The following is a 17,031-nucleotide window of genomic DNA, read 5'->3' on the forward strand; positions in this document are numbered from 1 at the left end:
TTCTTTGACCTCAAGTATTGTTGAGGTTCTAGAGTGGGCACATTAATACAAAATCCACCAAAAGGGGAGAAAGAAAAAATGGGTTACGTTCCTTCAAAGATCATTCACTTGATCAGTCTTGCCGTCTTGTTCTTAAGTTTCGGAATGATTTTGGCAGCGACGCTGCAAACAAATCCAGGGAAACTCAGGAAAGCGGGTTTTATTCTTCACGGCATTTCCTGGCTGACTCTTTTCCTGAGCGCCTTTGGTTTGGTGTCCGCGCTGGGTATGCACGCGGCTTTTCCAAAGTGGGCTTCGGTGAAAACAGTTATTTGGGTGGCGTTGGGCTTGAGTGTTCTTTTGCTTGCGAAAAGGCCGAAACTTTCAGGGATCACGATGCTTCTTATAAGCGGATTGGGCGTGGCCGCTATCTGGCTCGCCGTCGCGAAACCGGCTCTTTAAGACGTAAAGGGTTGAAGTGCAGAGCGAAAGCGACTGACGAGATGTCGCTCGATATTTCTTTCGTTAAGAAAACCGAATTGAAAGATCGAGCCCTGCACTAAAGCTTCTAAAGTCATCGCAAGATCTTCCGGGTCAGAGACCTTCTTGATTTCACGATTTGCGATGGCCTCCTCGATAAGACGACGGAAAATCCCGCGCGTTTCTGCAAAATAAGAAGCGACTTTTTTCTTTGCTTTCGGATCTTCCGCTTCGGTACCCAGCCATCGCAAATGCTCACCCAATCTTTTCGAATCAACGCTTTTAGCGATAAGGCGCAAAAACTCGAAGATCCCATTCAGACCATTCAGTTCAGAGATTTTCGTGGTATTCATCTTAGCCATATTTTCATCCCACTTTTGATTGCGGGCTAAAAAAGCCAGACGTTTTTTCGTTTTGAAGCGTTTGACAAGCGCCGCCGGAGAAAGCCCCGTGGCCCTGGAAACTTGTTCAAAAGTAAATGATTCAAAGCCTTCGTTAGAAATGACCTCGAATGCGATTAACAATATCTCAGAATCACTGACTTTTTTGGGTCTTGCCATATTTCTAGATAGTAAATGGTTATTCACTTATTATCAAGAAGGAGGTGCATTCTATGGCAATCAATCCCTATGTAATCGAGTCCACATCGGCCGGTGAAAGAAGTTATGATATTTACTCAAGGCTTCTGAAGGACCGTATTATCATTCTAGGAACAGCGATCAATGATGACGTTGCGAACTCGATTGTCGCGCAACTGCTTTTTCTTGAGGTGAATGACCCAAATAAAGACATTCATCTTTATATCAATTCTCCTGGCGGCTCGGTTTCTTCGGGGCTCGCAATCTACGACGTCATGCAGTTTGTAAGATGTGATGTGGCCACCTATTGCATGGGAATGGCGGCAAGCATGGGGTCTTTCCTTTTGATGGCGGGTGCGCAAGGTAAAAGATATTCGATGCCGAACAGTCGTATTCTTTTGCATCAGCCGCATTTGGGTGATGGCGGTATCGGCGGTCAAGTCACCGATATAGAGATTCATGCTAAAGAGCTTGTGCGTATGAAAAAGAAAATGACCGAGATATACGCAACTCATACCGGAAAAAGCGCGGATCATCTCGCTGGAATTATGGAACGTGATTACTATATGAGTGCCGAGGATGCGAAGTCATTTGGGCTTATTGATCACGTGGTTGAGTTTAGAAAGAACAAACTCAAAAACGCGGTATAAGTTTCGCGGGACTCGTTTTTTCTTTTCGAGTCCCGTGAGGACGAAGATTTGCTATTTAGAATCTAAGAATTCACTGACAAACAAAGCGGTGGCTTCAGGTGCGCGGCTGTTTTCCGCGACTCCAGAGCTCACTTCACCGATATAGCTGCCATGTGTGCCCGGTAGAACGGCAAGGCGTCCGTGGGGCAGAGTGCGCGACATTCTCGCAGCGTGCTCCACAGTGATGGCGTCTTTGTCGCCAATAATGACAAGTGTGGGTGAAGAGATCGACTTGATTTCTTTTTCAGGAATATCTTTGAAGTTTTGCATGCGTTTACTGTCTTGCAAGAAGAGTTGTTCCTGATGTTTTGGATCCGGATTGATCTTGCGGTCCGCATCAAGCAAAGACTTCGGCATATCTTCTATACGGGCTTTGTTCATGCCATCCCAAAATCCTTTGATCATTCCGTCGCGGCGGTATTGCGCCGAAGCGATGATCAGTTTGTTCACTTTATGCGGATGAAAATGAGCGACACGCAAAGCGACGGTGCCTCCGTTACTAAAGCCCATGATATCCGCCTTCTCAATTTTCAAATACTCGAGCAAAGCCGCTGCGTCTTTTGCTGAGTTGTCGAAAGTGAAGGGGCGGTTGATCGCCACCGTGTGGCCGTGGCCTTGTTCTTCCATAGCGATGACTCGGCGATGTTTCGCGATTAACGGGATAAAGCGCGCGTAGTTCGATTCGATGGTCTCGCCTCCGCCATGGAGCAAAAGAAGGGGAATAGGATTGTGAAGTTCTTCTGTCGGTTCATAAATTTCATAATAAAGATTTAGACCGTTCACAGGTGCATAACCGCTTTGCGCTTGCGGTGCAGGATTTTTTGATGAAGACCCTTTAGGGGAATGTGTGCAAGCTGCAAGAATAAAAAACGGTATAAATACTAACAGAGCTTTCATACTAGGGACGTCCTTTCAAAGTTTCTAAATAGTGGGCCAGGTTGCCAACATGCTGTTTGCCACCTTCAATCGCGCCGTATTTTTTATTTATTCTTTCAAGTTCTTCCTTGCTTGGGAAGATTTGTTCCATTGTCAGGTTTGTTCCGTCACCAGCTTCTTCGAAGAAAATCTTCGAGTGAAAGTGCACGTCCGTGTCGCCCTCGCCATCGCCGAGATGTTTATAGGAAATATAATTCGGTTTTTCGATGTCGATGAACTGAATTTTATTTTTGTAATCGCGTCCATCGGGACCATGCATAATGAAATCCCAAATTCCATCTTTGCTGAAGTTCAGGCTTTTCGTTGTAATCGTAAAGCCATCGGGTCCCCACCATTGGGACAGATGTTCGTGCGAAGACCATGCTGCAAAGACCAGCTCTACCGGGGCATCAAAGTAGCGTTTGTAAATAACCTTGTTGCCCTCAACGATTGTCTCGATATTATTTTTTTTCACGAGCTTTATCCTTTTTCATTTTGAGTAGGTATTTTTCTAAATTATCCAACCGCTCATTCCAGAGATTGCGGATCTCCAAAAGCCAATCTTCCACTTCACTGAGACCCGATTCATGAAGGCTGTAGATCCGCTTCTGTGCCTCTTTTTTCATCTGCAGAACTTTGGCTTCTTTTAAAATTTTAAGATGCTGGGAAATGGCGGGAGGACTCATTTTGAAACTCTGACTGATCTCTGTCGAAGTTAGTTCTCCATTGCGAGCAACAAGTCTCACAATTTCCCGTCTGGTATCGTCTGAAAGAGCGGCGAATGCGTTCATGAGACCAATAATAAAGTATTTGCTTAATTAAGTCAATACTTAAATATGGAAGGCTTTTTCCCGCGCAAGGAGGGGTACTAAGCGCAAGGTCAAAACGAACTAAGTGGTTGACCTTTAAAGTCGAAACTGTAAAATTTGACCTTCGTGCCCCGGTGGCGAAATTGGTAGACGCACAGGACTTAAAATCCTGGGATTCCTTCACAGGGTCGTGCCGGTTCAAGTCCGGCCCGGGGCACCACTTCCTCTTCTTTTGCTTCGGACAGTCCTCGCTCGTTTTAATTGTTACTTCGATTGGAATCTTTCGGCTCGATGTTGTTGCGTCGTTCTTACTTCGTTCTTTTTTTGCTGCGGAACTTGCAAAAGAAGAGGAAGTGGTGCCCTCCTTTTTTTGGGGGAGGGTAGTTTTTTAGGATTTGATTTCTGCCCAGGTTTTGGCTTCTTGGTCTTTGGTGAACGTTCGCATTTCGGTGATTTTGCCGTTTTTGAATGTGAAACCGTCGGGGAAGCGGGCGTCGATCCATTCGGAGTTGTTTTTTAGTCGGACTCTGACGTGTAAGAAGGCGATGACTTTATTGCCCATGCCTTGGAAGTGTTCGGGTTCGCAGCTTCCTTCGGCCCATGTTGCGCGGCCTTGTCTAAGATGTTTTTCAAAATCTGCCAGTCCGCGATAGGTGCCGGAGGAAGGAAAGCCTTCCGGCTCTGTGCGCTCGATTTGTGGATCAAAAAAACTCAGAGCTGTTTCAATGTCATTGCGGTTGATCGCCGCATAGACGGCTTTGAGTATTTCTATTTCTTGAATATGGGAGTTTGGGGTCATCATGATTATTTAACTTTCTGAACGACCGCGATCGTGAGTCGGCTGATGCACACGAGCTTATCGTCTTCACTTGTGATTTTGATTTCCCATACTTGCGTTGTTCTTCCCAAATGAATTGGCGTTGCACGGCCGGTGACGGTGCATGACCGTACGGAGCGAATGTGATTGGCATTGATATCAAGACCCACACAGAAATGACCTTCGGGAGCGTAAAGTTGCGCGGCGATCGAGCCCAAGCTTTCGGCAAGCACTACGGAGGCTCCACCATGCAAGATGCCGTAAGGTTGGTGCGTGCGATGGTCGACCGGCATTGTGCCTTCAAGCAGGCCGTCCTCGACTTTTGTGATGCGAATGCCGAGTGTTTCCAGCATTGTGTTTTTTGAAAGAGCATTGAGTTCATCAACAGTCGCTTTTTTTCTTTGAATTTCCATGCGCACCTCTGTCGATATTCTAAAAAGAAAATCTAAGAGGTCAAGGAAGCGATAAATTGGCGCATGTCCTCGGGGAGAGGGCTTTCAATTACGAGGTTCTCGTGCGTGAAGGGATGTGTGAACTCCAGACGCAGAGCATGTAACATAAGTCTTGGAGCTGCGGGCTTTTGGGGAGAGGGGTAAATGTCATCACCAAAAATCCCCATGCCGTTTTCAGAGAGATGCACGCGAATCTGATGCATACGTCCTGAGAGCGGTTTGGCTTCGACAAGCAGACCCTTCGTATAAGTTTCAATTCGACGAAAAACTGTGTGAGCCTTATCGCCGCCGGAGCGCACGGATTTCATTTTCATTTTTTTCAGAACAGGATCGCGGACCTCGGCGAGATGATTTTGAACCTCCCAGTTCGCGGGAGATTTCTTTGACTGAGTCACACACAGGTAAGTTTTTTGGATCTTGTGCTTCTTAAACATCTCTGCCAGAGGCTCATTGGCGATTTTATTTTTCGCGAAAATCATCACGCCCGATGTGTCGCGGTCCAAACGGTGATGAAGAGCTAAATAAAAATCTTTTCCGCGCTCTTCTTGGAGTTGTTTTTTTAAGAGAGTGAAAAAATCCGGCCGGCGTTTATCGACGGTGGGTTGTGAAGGAAGGCCTGCGGGTTTTTCCGCAGCGATGAAGTATTCGTCCTCGAAGAGGATATTCAAATTCATCGCTTATTGATCATGCAGAATTCGAGATTGTCGTTGATGTATTGTCTTTGACTCTCAAGTTCTGTTTTGGAAATACGGAAATTAGAGACTTTGCAGCCGTAGTTTGTGACGACTTCGTGAATGGCTTGCGCCTCATCCGGGTTCATCGTCAAGCCCCAGATCAATTTCACAGTCAGCCAGTCTTTAACATACTGACAGCGGTAAGAAAGTTCCGTTGGAAGATATCGGTCTGGAGCACGGTCGCCCTTAGATGTGTTCTCGCGAACAGAAGCTGGAATCAGATGATTTCTGTAGCCCATGTAGTTCGCATAAAGACAGCGCGTTTTATAATCCCATTTCCAAGCGCCAGACACGTAAGCGTTCTTGAGTGGCACCATGTGATCAATTTGGATTTCGCGGGAAGAAGTAAATTCTTTATTGGAATAAGGATCTAGCCAGCGACCTGTTTCAACGACGCATTGGCGATCGCCGCGGTAAGTGATTTCCTCTTCACTATCACGCACTAAAACTTTCGCGCGCGTGTTCATGCACGTGTCGTCTGTAGGATCATTGATCCAGCGGCCAAAGTGCAATTTGCGGATGTAGCCTTCTTCTGGAAGAGCGAGGTCTTCATTGTGAATCGTCCAGCGCAGAAGATTCACGAGAACTTTTTTAGTTACTTTAATAAATTGGTGAGCATCAAAAACCGGAGAGAACTCGCTGAATGAGTGAGCCGCTGTACGGCGACCATTGCCGTCTTCGAGATGTTCTTCGTTGACCGTGTAGTACTCGTGGTAAACCGGTAGGGGCTTTTGCGGTGTGAGCTGTTGCTGCTGACCTGAGGACGATGCGTGGCTTTGAAGTGCCAACAGCGTCAGTATCAGAATCAATGCCTTTTGAAGTTTCATTCGGGTCCCCCTCCGCGAATCGGACACAATAAAGCACGACTTCCTTTGTGGATTCAAGGAAACAATTTGTCAGGATTTTGTTGTTTTTACATGCATCGCGTTAAGTATGCAATATGAGGACGATTTGCTGTTTATTTGCGCAAATTTAATCTGCCGTTCTGCGCATAATATTATTCGCGTGAAGAATATATAGGGTCCGGGGGCCGTTTTCTGTTGTTGTGCAGGGGCGCGGTTTATCGTTAAGCTTGAATCCATCATATAGAGGAGAGGCATCCATGAACTTCAAAACACTTATTATGACAGCGGCAGTAGCTTTGACTTTGGCGGCTTGCGCGCAAAAAGCTCACCAACACGCAGGTTGCAACTGCGGTCACAGCGAAGCAAAAGCAGAAGCGAAATGCTCTGGCACAGAGTGCGCCGTTGATAAGAAATGTGCGGAGTGCACACAAGCCGCAGCGAAGTAGGCTCTGAATACTTTAGATTTTTAAGAAGCCCCTGAGAAATCAGGGGCTTTGTTGTTTTTGACGCAACCTCGTTTCAAGAGATCGTTAAGATTCAATCAAATGATTAAATCGTTTGATTAATAGGGGCCCGTAAATTACGGTGTCCACATGAACTCACTGCAAGAAATGACTCCGGACGATGTTGGCGCTCGACAGAGAATCACAGAAGCAGCCATTGTGCTTTTTGCCAACGAAGGTCTGCACGGAACCAGTACGCGGGATATCGCGAAGCAATCAGGTTTAAATCTTAGTCTTATCAGTTACTACTTTGGCGGCAAAGAGGGGCTTTATCGCACGGTCATACAAGAATTCGTGCAAAAGATCTTTTTGCAAATTTCCAACGTCGTGAATGAGTTTGAACAAGACACTGTCAGCGAAAGAAGTTTGCGCAAAGCCATTCAATCGCTGATTCAAACTGTGATTGATTGTCGTGTCGCCAATCCGCATATGGCAAAGATTATGACTCGGGAAAAGCTGCAAGGTCTGCCGTTCTCTCGAGAAATTCACGAAACAATGATGACCGGTGCCGGTTTAAAACTTGAATCCATAATTATTAAAGCGCAAGAGGCGGGGCTCGTAAAAAAGCAGATCAATCCGCGTTTCTTTATCCTCTGTTTGGTGGAGGGAATGCTGGGTTACTTCAACATCGTCGATTGCAATTGCTCTTTCAATGACGGTTTGTATGCAAAACCAGAGCATAAAAATGAACTCATGAATCAGATTTCGCTATTGTTTTTAGAAGGGATTTTAGAATGAAAAAGGGAGCCCTCGTAGGTTTGTTCTTCTTAGCTTGGCAACCTCAGTCCTTCGCAATGAATTTGCAGGATTATTTAAAAGCTGTTGAAACCAGAAATAAAAGTCTTCAGGCATTCGATGCATCGACAGCCGCAGCCGAGTCGCGCAAAGAGGCGGGCGACATTGAACTTGTGCCGATGCTTTCAGCGGACGCGCAGTGGATCAGTGATAAGGCACCGCTCAGCCAGTTTGCGTTGATTGGCGCCACTGAAAGTAAATCCGCGCAGTACAGTCTGGGATTGGCGAAAAAGTTTTCTTCAGGAACCAGCGTCGCATTGTCGGCGATGGCCGCGGAGTTTGATAACGTCGGAGCGCCCGGTGTTTATCAAAAGTTCGGTGTCGGCTCTTTAGGAGTCGAGCTTTCGCAATCTCTCTGGAGAGACTTTTTCGGAAATGCCACTCGCTTAAGAAGACAGCGTGAAGACGCCGCCACATCAGCAGAGACCGGTTCTTTTGATTTGCAAAAGAAAGCGGTTCTTGTCGGCGCGGAAGCCGCTTACTGGGATTATGTATACGCGAGTGAAAACCTTAAAGTCGGAAAAGCTTCTTTGGAGCGTGCGAAGCGTATTGAAAGCTGGACCCGCCGCCGTGTGAATGACGGTATTAGTGATCGCGCGGATCTATTGCAGGCGCAAGCTCTTGTGTCGACTCGTCAGTTGTTGTTGATCTCGACCGAAGATGAATTGGCGGCGGCGAAAAGAAAAGTGCGCGATTACCTGGAGCTGGCAGATTCCGAAGAGTTTCCCGAGATTACGGGCGACATCAATCAAAGCCGTGCTTTGAGCAGCATGATCACGGGGAAAAAAGGAAAAGTCGTAGCGATTGAAGCTTACCTGGCGTCATTGCAGGCCAAAGCCCGTTCTTTAGCGGCTCGAGAAGTCGAAGATGCTTATCGTCCGGATCTTATCCTTGGCGGATCTTATAAAACCAATTCCTTGGAAGGGGATATGAATACCGCTGTCGGGCAATGGACGGATATGGACCGACCGACTGCGAAGGTGGGTTTGAGTTTCCGTTATCTTTTCGACACAGACGTAAAATCCTCCGCGCAAGAGGCCGCACGTGCGGAGGCGCTTGCTGCAAGACTTCAGAGTGAAAGAAAAATGCTTGAGAGTGACAGCGCATGGACAGAGCTCAATCGCCGTTACATCGAGCTGAGTAAACGTATTGAGGCCGCGGCTGAAACGTCCCGCTTGCAAACAGCAGCGGCGAAAGCGCAAACGGATCTTTTCAATAAAGGACGCTCGATCACAATGAACGTAATCAATGCAGAAGAAGATGCCGGTGTTGCGGAATTGAATTTAATCAGATTGAAATCGGAACAGAGAAAAATGGAGGCTCAAGGGCGCTTGTTTGTCGCTATTGAGGAGCAATAATGAATTTACCAAGTCTTTCAATTAAAAGACCGATTTTTATTTCGAGTGTCGTCATCCTGATGCTGATCCTGGGAGTGTTTTCATTGCGAAAAATGCCCGTGGATTTGTTTCCGGATGTGACCTTTCCAGTATTGATGGTGCAAGTGACCTATCCCGGCGCTTCTCCACTGGATTTAGAGAAACAGGTTTCTAAACCTATTGAAGATGAAGTCGGAAGTCTTTCGGGACTAAAGACGCTGACTTCGAACAACTTAGACAGCGTCGCCGTGATTGTTTTGGAATTCCAATTGGGGACGGACATTCGCGAGATGGAACAAGAAGTTCGTAACCGTATCGGAAATATTCGCCGGGATTTGCCGACGGATATCTACGAGCCGGTCATTCGCCGTTTCGACCCGGCCGATCAGCCGATTGTGACCTTGGCGTTGACGACGGATCTTGACGATGCCAAAGCCTACGACTTAGCCAACGAAGTAATTAAGCCTTTGTTCGAGCGTATTAAAGACGTGGGACAAGTGGATATCTTCGGTGGTCGTAAGCAAGAGATTCACGTCTTGATCGATAAGAACCGTCTGCAAGACCGTAAGATTTCAATGCTGCAAGTGTCGCAGCGTATTTTGGACACGTCCAAAGATACGCCGATTGGAAAGATTGAAAATCCCAGTGACGAAACGACTTTGCGAACAAGCGGGGAGTTTGATTCTCTTAAACAAATTGCGGAAGTAAACGTGAACTTCATAGGTTCCGACCGCGCTGTTTTGGTTGAAGACGTCGGCCGTGTTGTGCGCAGTCTTGAAGATCAAAAAACAATGGGGCGTATCAACGGGAAGAAAGCCTTGTTGCTCAACGTTTATAAACAACGTGGTGCAAATACGGTGGCTGTGGCTGAAGCCGTTAAAAAGAATATCGAAAAAGCCAACACCCTGATGAAAGACCGAAAAACCAACGCGCAGGTCACGATGGTGCGTGACAGCTCTCGTCCGATTCAATTGAACGTTTATGACGTTAAAGAATCTATTATTATCGGTATTATTCTTTGCGTGATTGTGGTGTTCTTCTTCTTGGGATCCGCGCGTTCGACATTTATTACGGCGATGGCGTTACCGAACTCCCTTTTGGGCGGTTTCGTTATCATGTATGCGATGGGCTTTACGATCAACTTGATGACCTTGTTGGCGTTGTCTTTGGCTGTTGGTCTTTTGATCGACGACGCGATCGTGGTGCGGGAAAATATTTTCCGTCATCTTGAGATGGGTAAAAAACCCAAAGATGCGGCATTAGACGGAACCAAAGAAGTGGCCATGGCCGTGATCGCGACAACTCTTGTGGTTATTGCGGTGTTTGGACCGATCTCTTTCTTGCAGGGGATCGTCGGACAGTTCTTTAAACAGTTCGGTTTAACTGTCGTCTTTACAATGTTGATTTCGTTGTTTGACGCCTTTACGGTGGCGCCAATGCTTTCTGCTTACATGGCTCATCCGAATGAGCATGTGAAGGGCACGGGCTTTGTCGGAAAAATGCTGACGGGCTTTGACCGTTTCCAAACTTGGCTGGAAGACATTTATGAAAAAGCGTTGAAGTATACGTTGCACCATCCGATCAAAATTTTGATCGCGGGCACATTGATCTTCTTTGGTTCTTTGGGAACGATTGCTTTCATTCCGAAAACATTCTTGCCTTCTCCGGATAACGGGGAGTTTATGGTGAACATCGAGTTGCCTGTAGGCTCTTCGCTGATGGCGACCAGCAAGTTCACGGAAGAAGTCGAGAAGGTTTTTGAAGGAGATAAAGCGGTCGATATTATTCTGGCGATTGTGGGGAACACCAATAATGAGTCGAACAAATCGTCTTTGTTCGTTCGTTTGGTGGAGCGTAAAAATCGCAGCATGACGACAACGGATTACAAAGAAACTCTTCGTAAGAAGTTGGAGAAATTCAACGGCAAGTCTTCCGTGCAAATCGGTGACATTGATGCCGTGGGTTCGGGGGAAAAGCCCTTGAACGTGATCATTCAAGGTGAAAACCTGGAAGACCTCAATGCTTACGCAACAAAACTGGTTGAGAAAATGAAAAAGATCCCGGGTCTGGTGGACGTTGATACAAACTTCCGCTCTGGGAAACCTGAATTCCACGTTGTCTTTGATCGTAAAAAATCAGAGGCTCTGGGCGTTTCGACGGTTGTTGCCGGTGGCGAGCTTCGTAACCGCACCGAAGGAAACGAACAGGCGATCTTCCGCGAAGACGGGATCGACTATAAAATCCGCGTTCGTTTTGAAGAGGCTTTCCGCGACTTGCGCACGCAGTTTGCGACCACGCTTGTGCCAAACTCGAACTACAATATGATTCCCCTTCCGCGTATTGCAAAAGGGGAAGAGGCCTTTGGTTATTCGCAGATCAATCGCCAAAACAAAGGCCGTTACATCCAAGTTTCAGGAAACTTGGCTAAAGGTGGTGCGTTAGGAACGATTTCGACTGAGATTGAAAGAATTGTGAAGAAAGAATTGCCGCCTCCTCCGGGAATTGATTTTAGTTTCCGTGGACAGGCCGATGACTTTAAAGAGTTGATCGAAAACATGCTCTTGGCGATTTTCCTGGGTGTGACGTTTATTTACCTCGTGCTTGCGAGTTTGTATGAAAGCTTTATCACTCCGTTCTCGATTCTTCTGGCGTTGCCATTGGCGATGACGGGCGCCTTCTTGGCTCTTTTGATTTTCGGGAAGACGATTGATATCTTCTCGCTGATTGGGATCGTGCTCTTGCTTGGGGTCGTGGCGAAGAACTCGATCTTGCTTGTGGATTATACGAATCAGTTGATTCACGAGGGACTTGAGCGCAATGCCGCGCTTTTGAAAGCGTGCCGCACGCGTCTGCGTCCGATCTTGATGACGTCGCTCGCGTTGATCTCTGGGATGATTCCAATTGCGATTGGTTTGAACGAAGCCTCTGCGATGAGAACGTCCATGGGTATTGCGATCATCGGCGGTTTGGTGAGTTCGACGCTTTTGACATTGCTGATTGTTCCAGCGGCGTTTGGCTTTATCGAAGACTTTAAAGCGTGGGTTCGCGCGAAACTTGCGAAGATCACGGGCTATCAGCCTTAAGTGTAAACACCTCGGAAGCTGCGAATTTCTTGCAGCTTCTTTTCAAACGGAGCCCAGTCGTCATTGTCAGCGATGGGCTTCCACAATGCTTCCAATTCATCAATCAACATCGAACAGGCTTTGCCTTGCTGAAAGTAAGGATGGACTGCGATTTGGTTATCGGCGATTTCATAACAATTCAATGTGTCTTTAAGTTTTGCGAAAGACTCTTTCTGGTATAGAGCCGCTTGCGGAGATCTTTGCAGGCGCTCGTCGTTGGCGCCGGAATGCAAATCAAAAAGAGTCTGCTCAAACAACCCTTTTTCCTGATCCATGAAGGAGAAAAGATCTGTAACCAGTTCCTGATTCAGATCCGCTTGCGCTGCGGGTTCTTCAAGGGGATTGCGCAAATTAAGACGTTTAAGAAGCCTGTGGTGAATGTGAAGGGAAAAGGTGTCGCTAAAATCTTCAAGCAGATCTTGAACCGGCAACTCAGGAAAGGCCTTCATCAAGGCGCCGCCTAGTTGATAAAGATTCCACAACACGGAAGCTGGTTGTCGGCCGTAACAATAAAGTCCCGCTTCATCAAAATAGGCCGCTGTGAAAGCGGGATCGTACGTCGGAAGAAAGCGATACGGACCGTAATCGAAACTTTCACCGGTGATATTCATATTGTCGGTATTTAAAACACCGTGAACAAATCCTGAGATCATCCACGAAGCTGCGGTTTTAGCCGAGGCCTGGGAAACCTCCCGCAAGAAGGCCGCCGCGCGCTCAAGATCGGTGAAAGAACTTAGCTGTGGGTAAAAATATTTTACGCAATAGTCGATAAGTTTTTTGATGTTCTCCGTTTCGCCTAAAAATGCGAGACGCTGGAAAGTTCCGAAACGAATGTGACTGTGACTAAGACGAACAAGAACTCCGGCGCGGGTGGGGGAAGGTTCGTCGTGTCTTTCAAGACTTTCTCCCGTTTCGAAAACCGAAAAAGTTTTTGAAGTGTTCATGCCGTAGGATTCAAGCATTTCGGTGGCGAGAATTTCGCGAAAAGCTCCTTTTAAAGTCAGACGACCATCGCCATTGCGCGAGTAGGGAGTTTGTCCACTGCCTTTGGTGCCTAAATCAAAAAGTTTTCCTTCAGTCAGAAATTGCGCAAACAGAAATCCACGACCATCACCAAGACGAGGATTGTAAACTTGGAATTGATGCCCGTGATAGCGCAAAGCCAAAGGCTTTTGAATATTCTTCTCGATCGGTTGGAAAGACCAAAAGTGTTTTTGCCACTCCTCCGCCGTGAGGTGTGCAAGGCCGATGCTGTGAGCCGCATCCTGATTGCGATAGCGTAAAATCGCTTTGGGAAACTGTGCAGGTTCGACTTCGTCGTAGAAATCGGGGCCGAGCTCATAAATGGGAGGATTTTTATATTGTGGCACCTCTATTTTATGAGCCTTTCCCCGAAGAAACGCAAGCAGGGAGAGTCTCTAGTTGACAGTTATTTGCATTTAGGAGAAAACCTAAATACCAAAGGCGGTCGTCGTGAACGAACATGCATGCTGCGAAGTGAATCACTCTGAACACGAACAATTCGATGAGAAGACGGGAACCTGGGATAAGATCGGGATTTTTCTTTCAAGTCTTTGTGCGATTCACTGTCTGGCGACACCTTTGCTTGTTTTGACTTTGCCAGTAATGGGCGAAGTTTTTGAACAAGAGTGGATGCATTTAACAATGGCTTTGTTTGTTGTGCCTGTAGGTCTTTTTGCTTTCTGGTCCGGCTACAAACACCATAAGCAAGTGAAAGTTTTCGCTTTGGGCGTCTTAGGTCTTCTTATGGTCGGTGGTGCTTCCTTAGCTCCACATTCATGGGTCGAGCTCTTCGAATACGACGTTGTGACCATTCTCGGAAGTATCTCTCTGATCACCGCGCACGTTTTGAATCGTCGCGCGTGCTTGTGTCATAAGCACTAGTTCTTTGTGATAGGCATAAAAGACGGCTCCGCCTTTGATCAGCGGAAGCAGTTTTTTATTAACAGCCTCTGAGACGGCGGGGCATCCCCAGCTTCGCCCCATTCTTCCGTATTTTTCTAGAAATTCCAGCGAGACATATTTAGCTCCGTGCATGACGATGTCTCTTTTAAAGGCGAGGTCGTTGGTTTTTTCCAACCCATGCAAGTAAAGCGATTCGCCGTGTTTGCCGGTGTAAATAGAACCCGTGATGTAAAATCCCAAAGAGGATTTACGCGAATCGATTTCATTCGAAAAACTGACGGCGCGGTCTTCGCCGGAGTTCACTCCGTGCGCGACATAATATTTTTCGACGCCGCCATTTTTTAGATTCATAAAGTAAAGACGCTTTTCCGAAGACGGCTTGGAAAAATCAACGATCACGGCGTAGTCTTTGTTCGCGATCTTTTTGGTCGTCGTCTCTTCGTTGAGTTTTAGTTTGAATTTTTTGTCGGCATTGAGATCAAGAAATTCGAAAACGCGCTCGACGGCTTGTTTCGGTACGCCTTGCTTGCGAAAGACATCGTAAAGATATCGGCCACTGATTTTTTTATCAAACCAACTTGCCTGTGTTGTAGAGGTGAGCACCAGCAAGATGAAGAAGCTAAGAACTGCTTTCATTTTTTTCACTCCGTGAAATGTGCCAGGGCATTTACCTTTGTGCTCCTCGGAAGGACTGTCTAATTTCTTTGTCGAAATGGCGGACGGCGAAAAAAGCTTTTTCCGCGAAGGGTGCAACAAACTGTGGCGCTTGCATTCGGACTTTTGTCGATTCTCTTGCGCCGATCCGCAATATTTGCAAATTTACAATTGATAACTAAATGAAAAGGAATAGTATCGCTAATTGAGAATTCTAAATGGAGGCATCCTGATGGATAACAAAATGAATCGTCGTAGTTTCTTTTCAACTGTTGCGAAATTAGCGGGTGTAGCTGTCGTAGCTCCAGCTGCTTTGACAGCGGTTTTCTCGTCTTCTGCACATGCACAAAAGAAGAGAGGCGGAGCGGCTCCAGCAGCCGGCAATGCTATGCCTATGGTTGATCCCAATGACTCTGTGGCAAAAGCTGTGAAGTATATTGAAGATCATAAAAAAGCTCCCGAAGCGAAAGGCAATCACTGCGCGACTTGTGGTTTCTACGCTAAGAAAGAGACTCGCAATGGTAAAGAAGCGGGAACTTGCACGATCTTCGCGGGCAAACTGGTTTACGCTGATGCTTGGTGCGCATCTTGGAATAAAAAAGCTTAATAAAGCATTTCATTATTTCAGAAAAGAAAAAGGGGCTTATACAGCCCCTTTTTTATTTTGTTCGTTACGCCAGTTCCGTTGCCTTTTTCAGAATAGAATCTTTGGCGGGAATTTGCTCGGAAATGTATTCAGCCAAGGCTGCGATCGTGAGTGACGGATTCGGCCCGATCGATGTTGGAATGATACTGCCATCGACAACGTAAAGCCCGTCATAACCAAAGACTTTTCCTTGCGGAGAAACAAAGCCGTCTTCCGACGTATTCCCCATGGGACACCCGCCTAGAGGATGGACCGCGATCACCTTATCAAGATGCGTGAGAGGATTATCCATGAACACGCCGCCGACTTTATCCGCGATATTTTTCATGGCACGACGAAGACGGTCATAGTGCAGTTCGCTCTTCTCGAGCTTCCAGCGGATAACGGCTTTATTGTCTGAGCGCAACGAGATCTCGCCATCGGGGCGATCACGTCCCATTCCCAAGAGGACAAAAGCACGACGAACAAAGTCGGCGCGGTCGATCGCTGTGGCGAAGTCGTCGCCAATATTGAGTTCTTTGCGTGGATTCTTAAGACGCAAAATCTTATAAAGATAGTCGCGAAGGTTTTTTGCAATCAGTTTCAGAGTTCCGCCAAGACCCCGCAGTTGCGGAATTTTGCCGGAAAGATACCAGGCCATGCCGATGGGAAAACCCGCGTCTTCAACGACCATATTGTGAGCAAAGCCATCGGGATAATTCTTAAAGGAATATTGTAAGGCACCCGTGATGACGGGACCGTTTGTGGGATCGAGGTTCTCTTCAGAATCAAGAACGATTCCCAAAAGATCGCCGTTGCCACACCATTTTTTTCCTAACCAGGAATTCAAACGGGGAAGATAACCTTCCTTTTTCATTTTTAAAAGCAAAGACGTCGAACCTACAGAGCCCGCCGCCACAATAACGTTTTTCGCGGTGAAAGAGATCTCATGCTCTGGCATTTGCGGAATCACGTAGGTCACTTTATAAACGCCGTCGATGTATTCAATGCGTTGAACCTCAGCGTGGGTGCGTACTTCCGCTTTCGTTTTTAAATGCTGGGCGCGATAAAGATAATTTAAATCCAAAGTATTTTTCGCGTGAATGTTACAACCAAGATCGCACTCGCCGCACTTTGTGCATTTCGACTGGGTGGCACCATGAATGTTCTTTGTCTGCTCGCCGGGATAAGCGCCTTCAAAGCGTACGGCTAAAGGCGGCAGGACGAATTTGGGAGGTTCATTTTCTTCGTCGGAAACGGGAAGCTCCGTCGCCAAACGTTTGAGCGTACTTGTTTTCGGAGTGTGATGATAAAAGGACTCTGTTTCGAAAGGATAAGGTTTTGCTTCCATCGTGGCTAGAACTTTATCGTAATAAGGTTCTAACTTTTCCCGCGTAAAACCACCCGGCCAAGCGTGGAAATTTTCAGCGGGCATTTTGTAAAGAACGTTGGCGTAAATAAGACTGCCGCCGCCAAGTCCGCTTGCTGTCAAAGAGATTGCATCACTTTCCGGATTGTCGAGAAATTCCATAAGACCAAATTTATTGTCTTCGGGATCCCAGAACATGTTTTGTTGGATCTCGTGAGGACGACGCGGGAACTCGTGCATTTTCCATTGGCGTCCGCGTTCCAGAAGCAAAACTTTGTAACCTTTTTCAGCAAGCCGGCACGTCATCACAGAGCCGCCGAATCCAGAACCAATAACAATATAGTCGTAATCGCAGTCGATCAT

At 46.8% G+C, this 17,031-nt stretch carries 19 protein-coding genes and 1 tRNA gene; 9 read left to right on the forward strand and 11 right to left on the reverse strand.

All coding sequences use genetic code 11. The annotated features are described in order from the left end of the window. Window positions 1–33 precede the first annotated feature (33 nt). Window positions 34–441, forward strand: a complete 408-nt coding sequence (locus QJS83_RS10305; protein WP_284604572.1) for a hypothetical protein — start codon at window positions 34–36, stop codon at window positions 439–441. On the opposite strand, the gene QJS83_RS10310 is transcribed toward QJS83_RS10305, so the two are convergent. Continuing rightward, window positions 438–1,019: a TetR/AcrR family transcriptional regulator gene (locus QJS83_RS10310; protein ID WP_284604573.1), complete on the reverse strand. Its 582-nt coding sequence runs from the start codon at window positions 1,017–1,019 to the stop codon at window positions 438–440. The two genes, QJS83_RS10305 and QJS83_RS10310, sit on opposite strands and share 4 nt — an antisense overlap. A 53-nt stretch (window positions 1,020–1,072) precedes the next feature. On the opposite strand from QJS83_RS10310, the gene QJS83_RS10315 reads away from it, so the two are divergent. Beyond that, window positions 1,073–1,687: an ATP-dependent Clp protease proteolytic subunit gene (locus QJS83_RS10315; protein ID WP_284604575.1), complete on the forward strand. Its 615-nt coding sequence runs from the start codon at window positions 1,073–1,075 to the stop codon at window positions 1,685–1,687. 51 nt (window positions 1,688–1,738) lie between these two features. Here QJS83_RS10315 and QJS83_RS10320 read toward each other — a convergent pair whose 3' ends face one another. From QJS83_RS10320 to QJS83_RS10330, 3 genes are read right to left on the reverse strand one after another with little or no spacing between them, the layout of a single operon-like run. After that, window positions 1,739–2,623 (reverse strand): alpha/beta fold hydrolase, encoded by an 885-nt coding sequence (locus QJS83_RS10320; RefSeq protein WP_284604576.1) that lies wholly within the window; start codon window positions 2,621–2,623, stop codon window positions 1,739–1,741. A 1-nt stretch (window position 2,624) separates the two neighbouring features. Then, complete coding sequence (locus QJS83_RS10325) at window positions 2,625–3,116, reverse strand: SRPBCC family protein (protein ID WP_284604577.1); 492 nt, start codon at window positions 3,114–3,116, stop codon at window positions 2,625–2,627. Next, the gene (locus QJS83_RS10330) at window positions 3,103–3,432 is read right to left on the reverse strand and encodes an ArsR/SmtB family transcription factor (protein ID WP_284604578.1); all 330 of its coding nucleotides are present in this window, start codon (window positions 3,430–3,432) and stop codon (window positions 3,103–3,105) included. The genes QJS83_RS10325 and QJS83_RS10330 overlap by 14 nt, the downstream gene beginning before the upstream one ends. A 146-nt stretch (window positions 3,433–3,578) precedes the next feature. Here QJS83_RS10330 and QJS83_RS10335 point away from each other — a divergent pair. Next, a tRNA-Leu gene (locus tag QJS83_RS10335) sits at window positions 3,579–3,670 on the forward strand. Between the two features lie 168 nt (window positions 3,671–3,838). Here the strand turns inward: QJS83_RS10335 and QJS83_RS10340 are convergent. From QJS83_RS10340 to QJS83_RS10355, 4 genes are read right to left on the reverse strand one after another with little or no spacing between them, the layout of a single operon-like run. Then, entirely contained in the window at window positions 3,839–4,252 is a 414-nt protein-coding gene (locus QJS83_RS10340) for a nuclear transport factor 2 family protein (RefSeq protein WP_284604579.1), read from the reverse strand. 2 nt (window positions 4,253–4,254) lie between these two features. After that, window positions 4,255–4,680, reverse strand: coding sequence for a hotdog fold thioesterase (locus QJS83_RS10345; RefSeq protein WP_284604580.1), 426 nt, complete (start codon window positions 4,678–4,680; stop codon window positions 4,255–4,257). 32 nt (window positions 4,681–4,712) lie between these two features. Continuing rightward, window positions 4,713–5,393, reverse strand: coding sequence for an RluA family pseudouridine synthase (locus QJS83_RS10350; protein ID WP_284604581.1), 681 nt, complete (start codon window positions 5,391–5,393; stop codon window positions 4,713–4,715). Continuing rightward, window positions 5,390–6,280: an HNH endonuclease family protein gene (locus QJS83_RS10355; RefSeq protein WP_284604582.1), complete on the reverse strand. Its 891-nt coding sequence runs from the start codon at window positions 6,278–6,280 to the stop codon at window positions 5,390–5,392. Before QJS83_RS10355 ends, QJS83_RS10350 begins: the two co-directional genes overlap by 4 nt. Before the next feature lie 275 nt (window positions 6,281–6,555). Between QJS83_RS10355 and QJS83_RS10360 the strand changes: the two genes are divergently transcribed. From QJS83_RS10360 to QJS83_RS10375, 4 genes are all read left to right on the forward strand, one after another. Further along, window positions 6,556–6,744 (forward strand): hypothetical protein, encoded by a 189-nt coding sequence (locus tag QJS83_RS10360; protein ID WP_284604583.1) that lies wholly within the window; start codon window positions 6,556–6,558, stop codon window positions 6,742–6,744. A gap of 147 nt (window positions 6,745–6,891) precedes the next feature. Beyond that, entirely contained in the window at window positions 6,892–7,539 is a 648-nt protein-coding gene (locus tag QJS83_RS10365) for a TetR/AcrR family transcriptional regulator (protein WP_284604584.1), read from the forward strand. Continuing rightward, the gene (locus QJS83_RS10370; RefSeq protein WP_284604586.1) at window positions 7,536–8,954 is read left to right on the forward strand and encodes a TolC family protein; all 1,419 of its coding nucleotides are present in this window, start codon (window positions 7,536–7,538) and stop codon (window positions 8,952–8,954) included. The genes QJS83_RS10365 and QJS83_RS10370 overlap by 4 nt, the downstream gene beginning before the upstream one ends. Beyond that, on the forward strand, window positions 8,954–12,055 hold the full coding sequence (locus QJS83_RS10375; protein ID WP_284604588.1) for an efflux RND transporter permease subunit: 3,102 nt from the start codon (window positions 8,954–8,956) through the stop codon (window positions 12,053–12,055). The genes QJS83_RS10370 and QJS83_RS10375 overlap by 1 nt, the downstream gene beginning before the upstream one ends. Here the strand turns inward: QJS83_RS10375 and QJS83_RS10380 are convergent. Continuing rightward, the gene (locus QJS83_RS10380; protein WP_284604589.1) at window positions 12,052–13,464 is read right to left on the reverse strand and encodes a protein adenylyltransferase SelO family protein; all 1,413 of its coding nucleotides are present in this window, start codon (window positions 13,462–13,464) and stop codon (window positions 12,052–12,054) included. The genes QJS83_RS10375 and QJS83_RS10380 overlap by 4 nt on opposite strands. A gap of 103 nt (window positions 13,465–13,567) precedes the next feature. On the opposite strand from QJS83_RS10380, the gene QJS83_RS10385 reads away from it, so the two are divergent. Further along, window positions 13,568–13,999, forward strand: a complete 432-nt coding sequence (locus QJS83_RS10385; protein WP_284604591.1) for a MerC domain-containing protein — start codon at window positions 13,568–13,570, stop codon at window positions 13,997–13,999. Here QJS83_RS10385 and QJS83_RS10390 read toward each other — a convergent pair. Beyond that, window positions 13,892–14,656: a murein L,D-transpeptidase catalytic domain family protein gene (locus tag QJS83_RS10390; protein ID WP_284604592.1), complete on the reverse strand. Its 765-nt coding sequence runs from the start codon at window positions 14,654–14,656 to the stop codon at window positions 13,892–13,894. The genes QJS83_RS10385 and QJS83_RS10390 overlap by 108 nt on opposite strands. 250 nt (window positions 14,657–14,906) lie before the next feature. Here QJS83_RS10390 and QJS83_RS10395 point away from each other — a divergent pair, with 250 nt between their 5' ends. After that, window positions 14,907–15,281 (forward strand): high-potential iron-sulfur protein, encoded by a 375-nt coding sequence (locus QJS83_RS10395; RefSeq protein WP_284604594.1) that lies wholly within the window; start codon window positions 14,907–14,909, stop codon window positions 15,279–15,281. 64 nt (window positions 15,282–15,345) lie between these two features. On the opposite strand, the gene QJS83_RS10400 is transcribed toward QJS83_RS10395, so the two are convergent. Then, window positions 15,346–17,031 (reverse strand): GMC oxidoreductase, encoded by a 1,686-nt coding sequence (locus QJS83_RS10400; RefSeq protein WP_284604597.1) that lies wholly within the window; start codon window positions 17,029–17,031, stop codon window positions 15,346–15,348.

It is taken from the genome of Bdellovibrio sp. 22V (assembly GCF_030169785.1).
Taxonomy (GTDB): Bacteria; Bdellovibrionota; Bdellovibrionia; order Bdellovibrionales; family Bdellovibrionaceae; genus Bdellovibrio.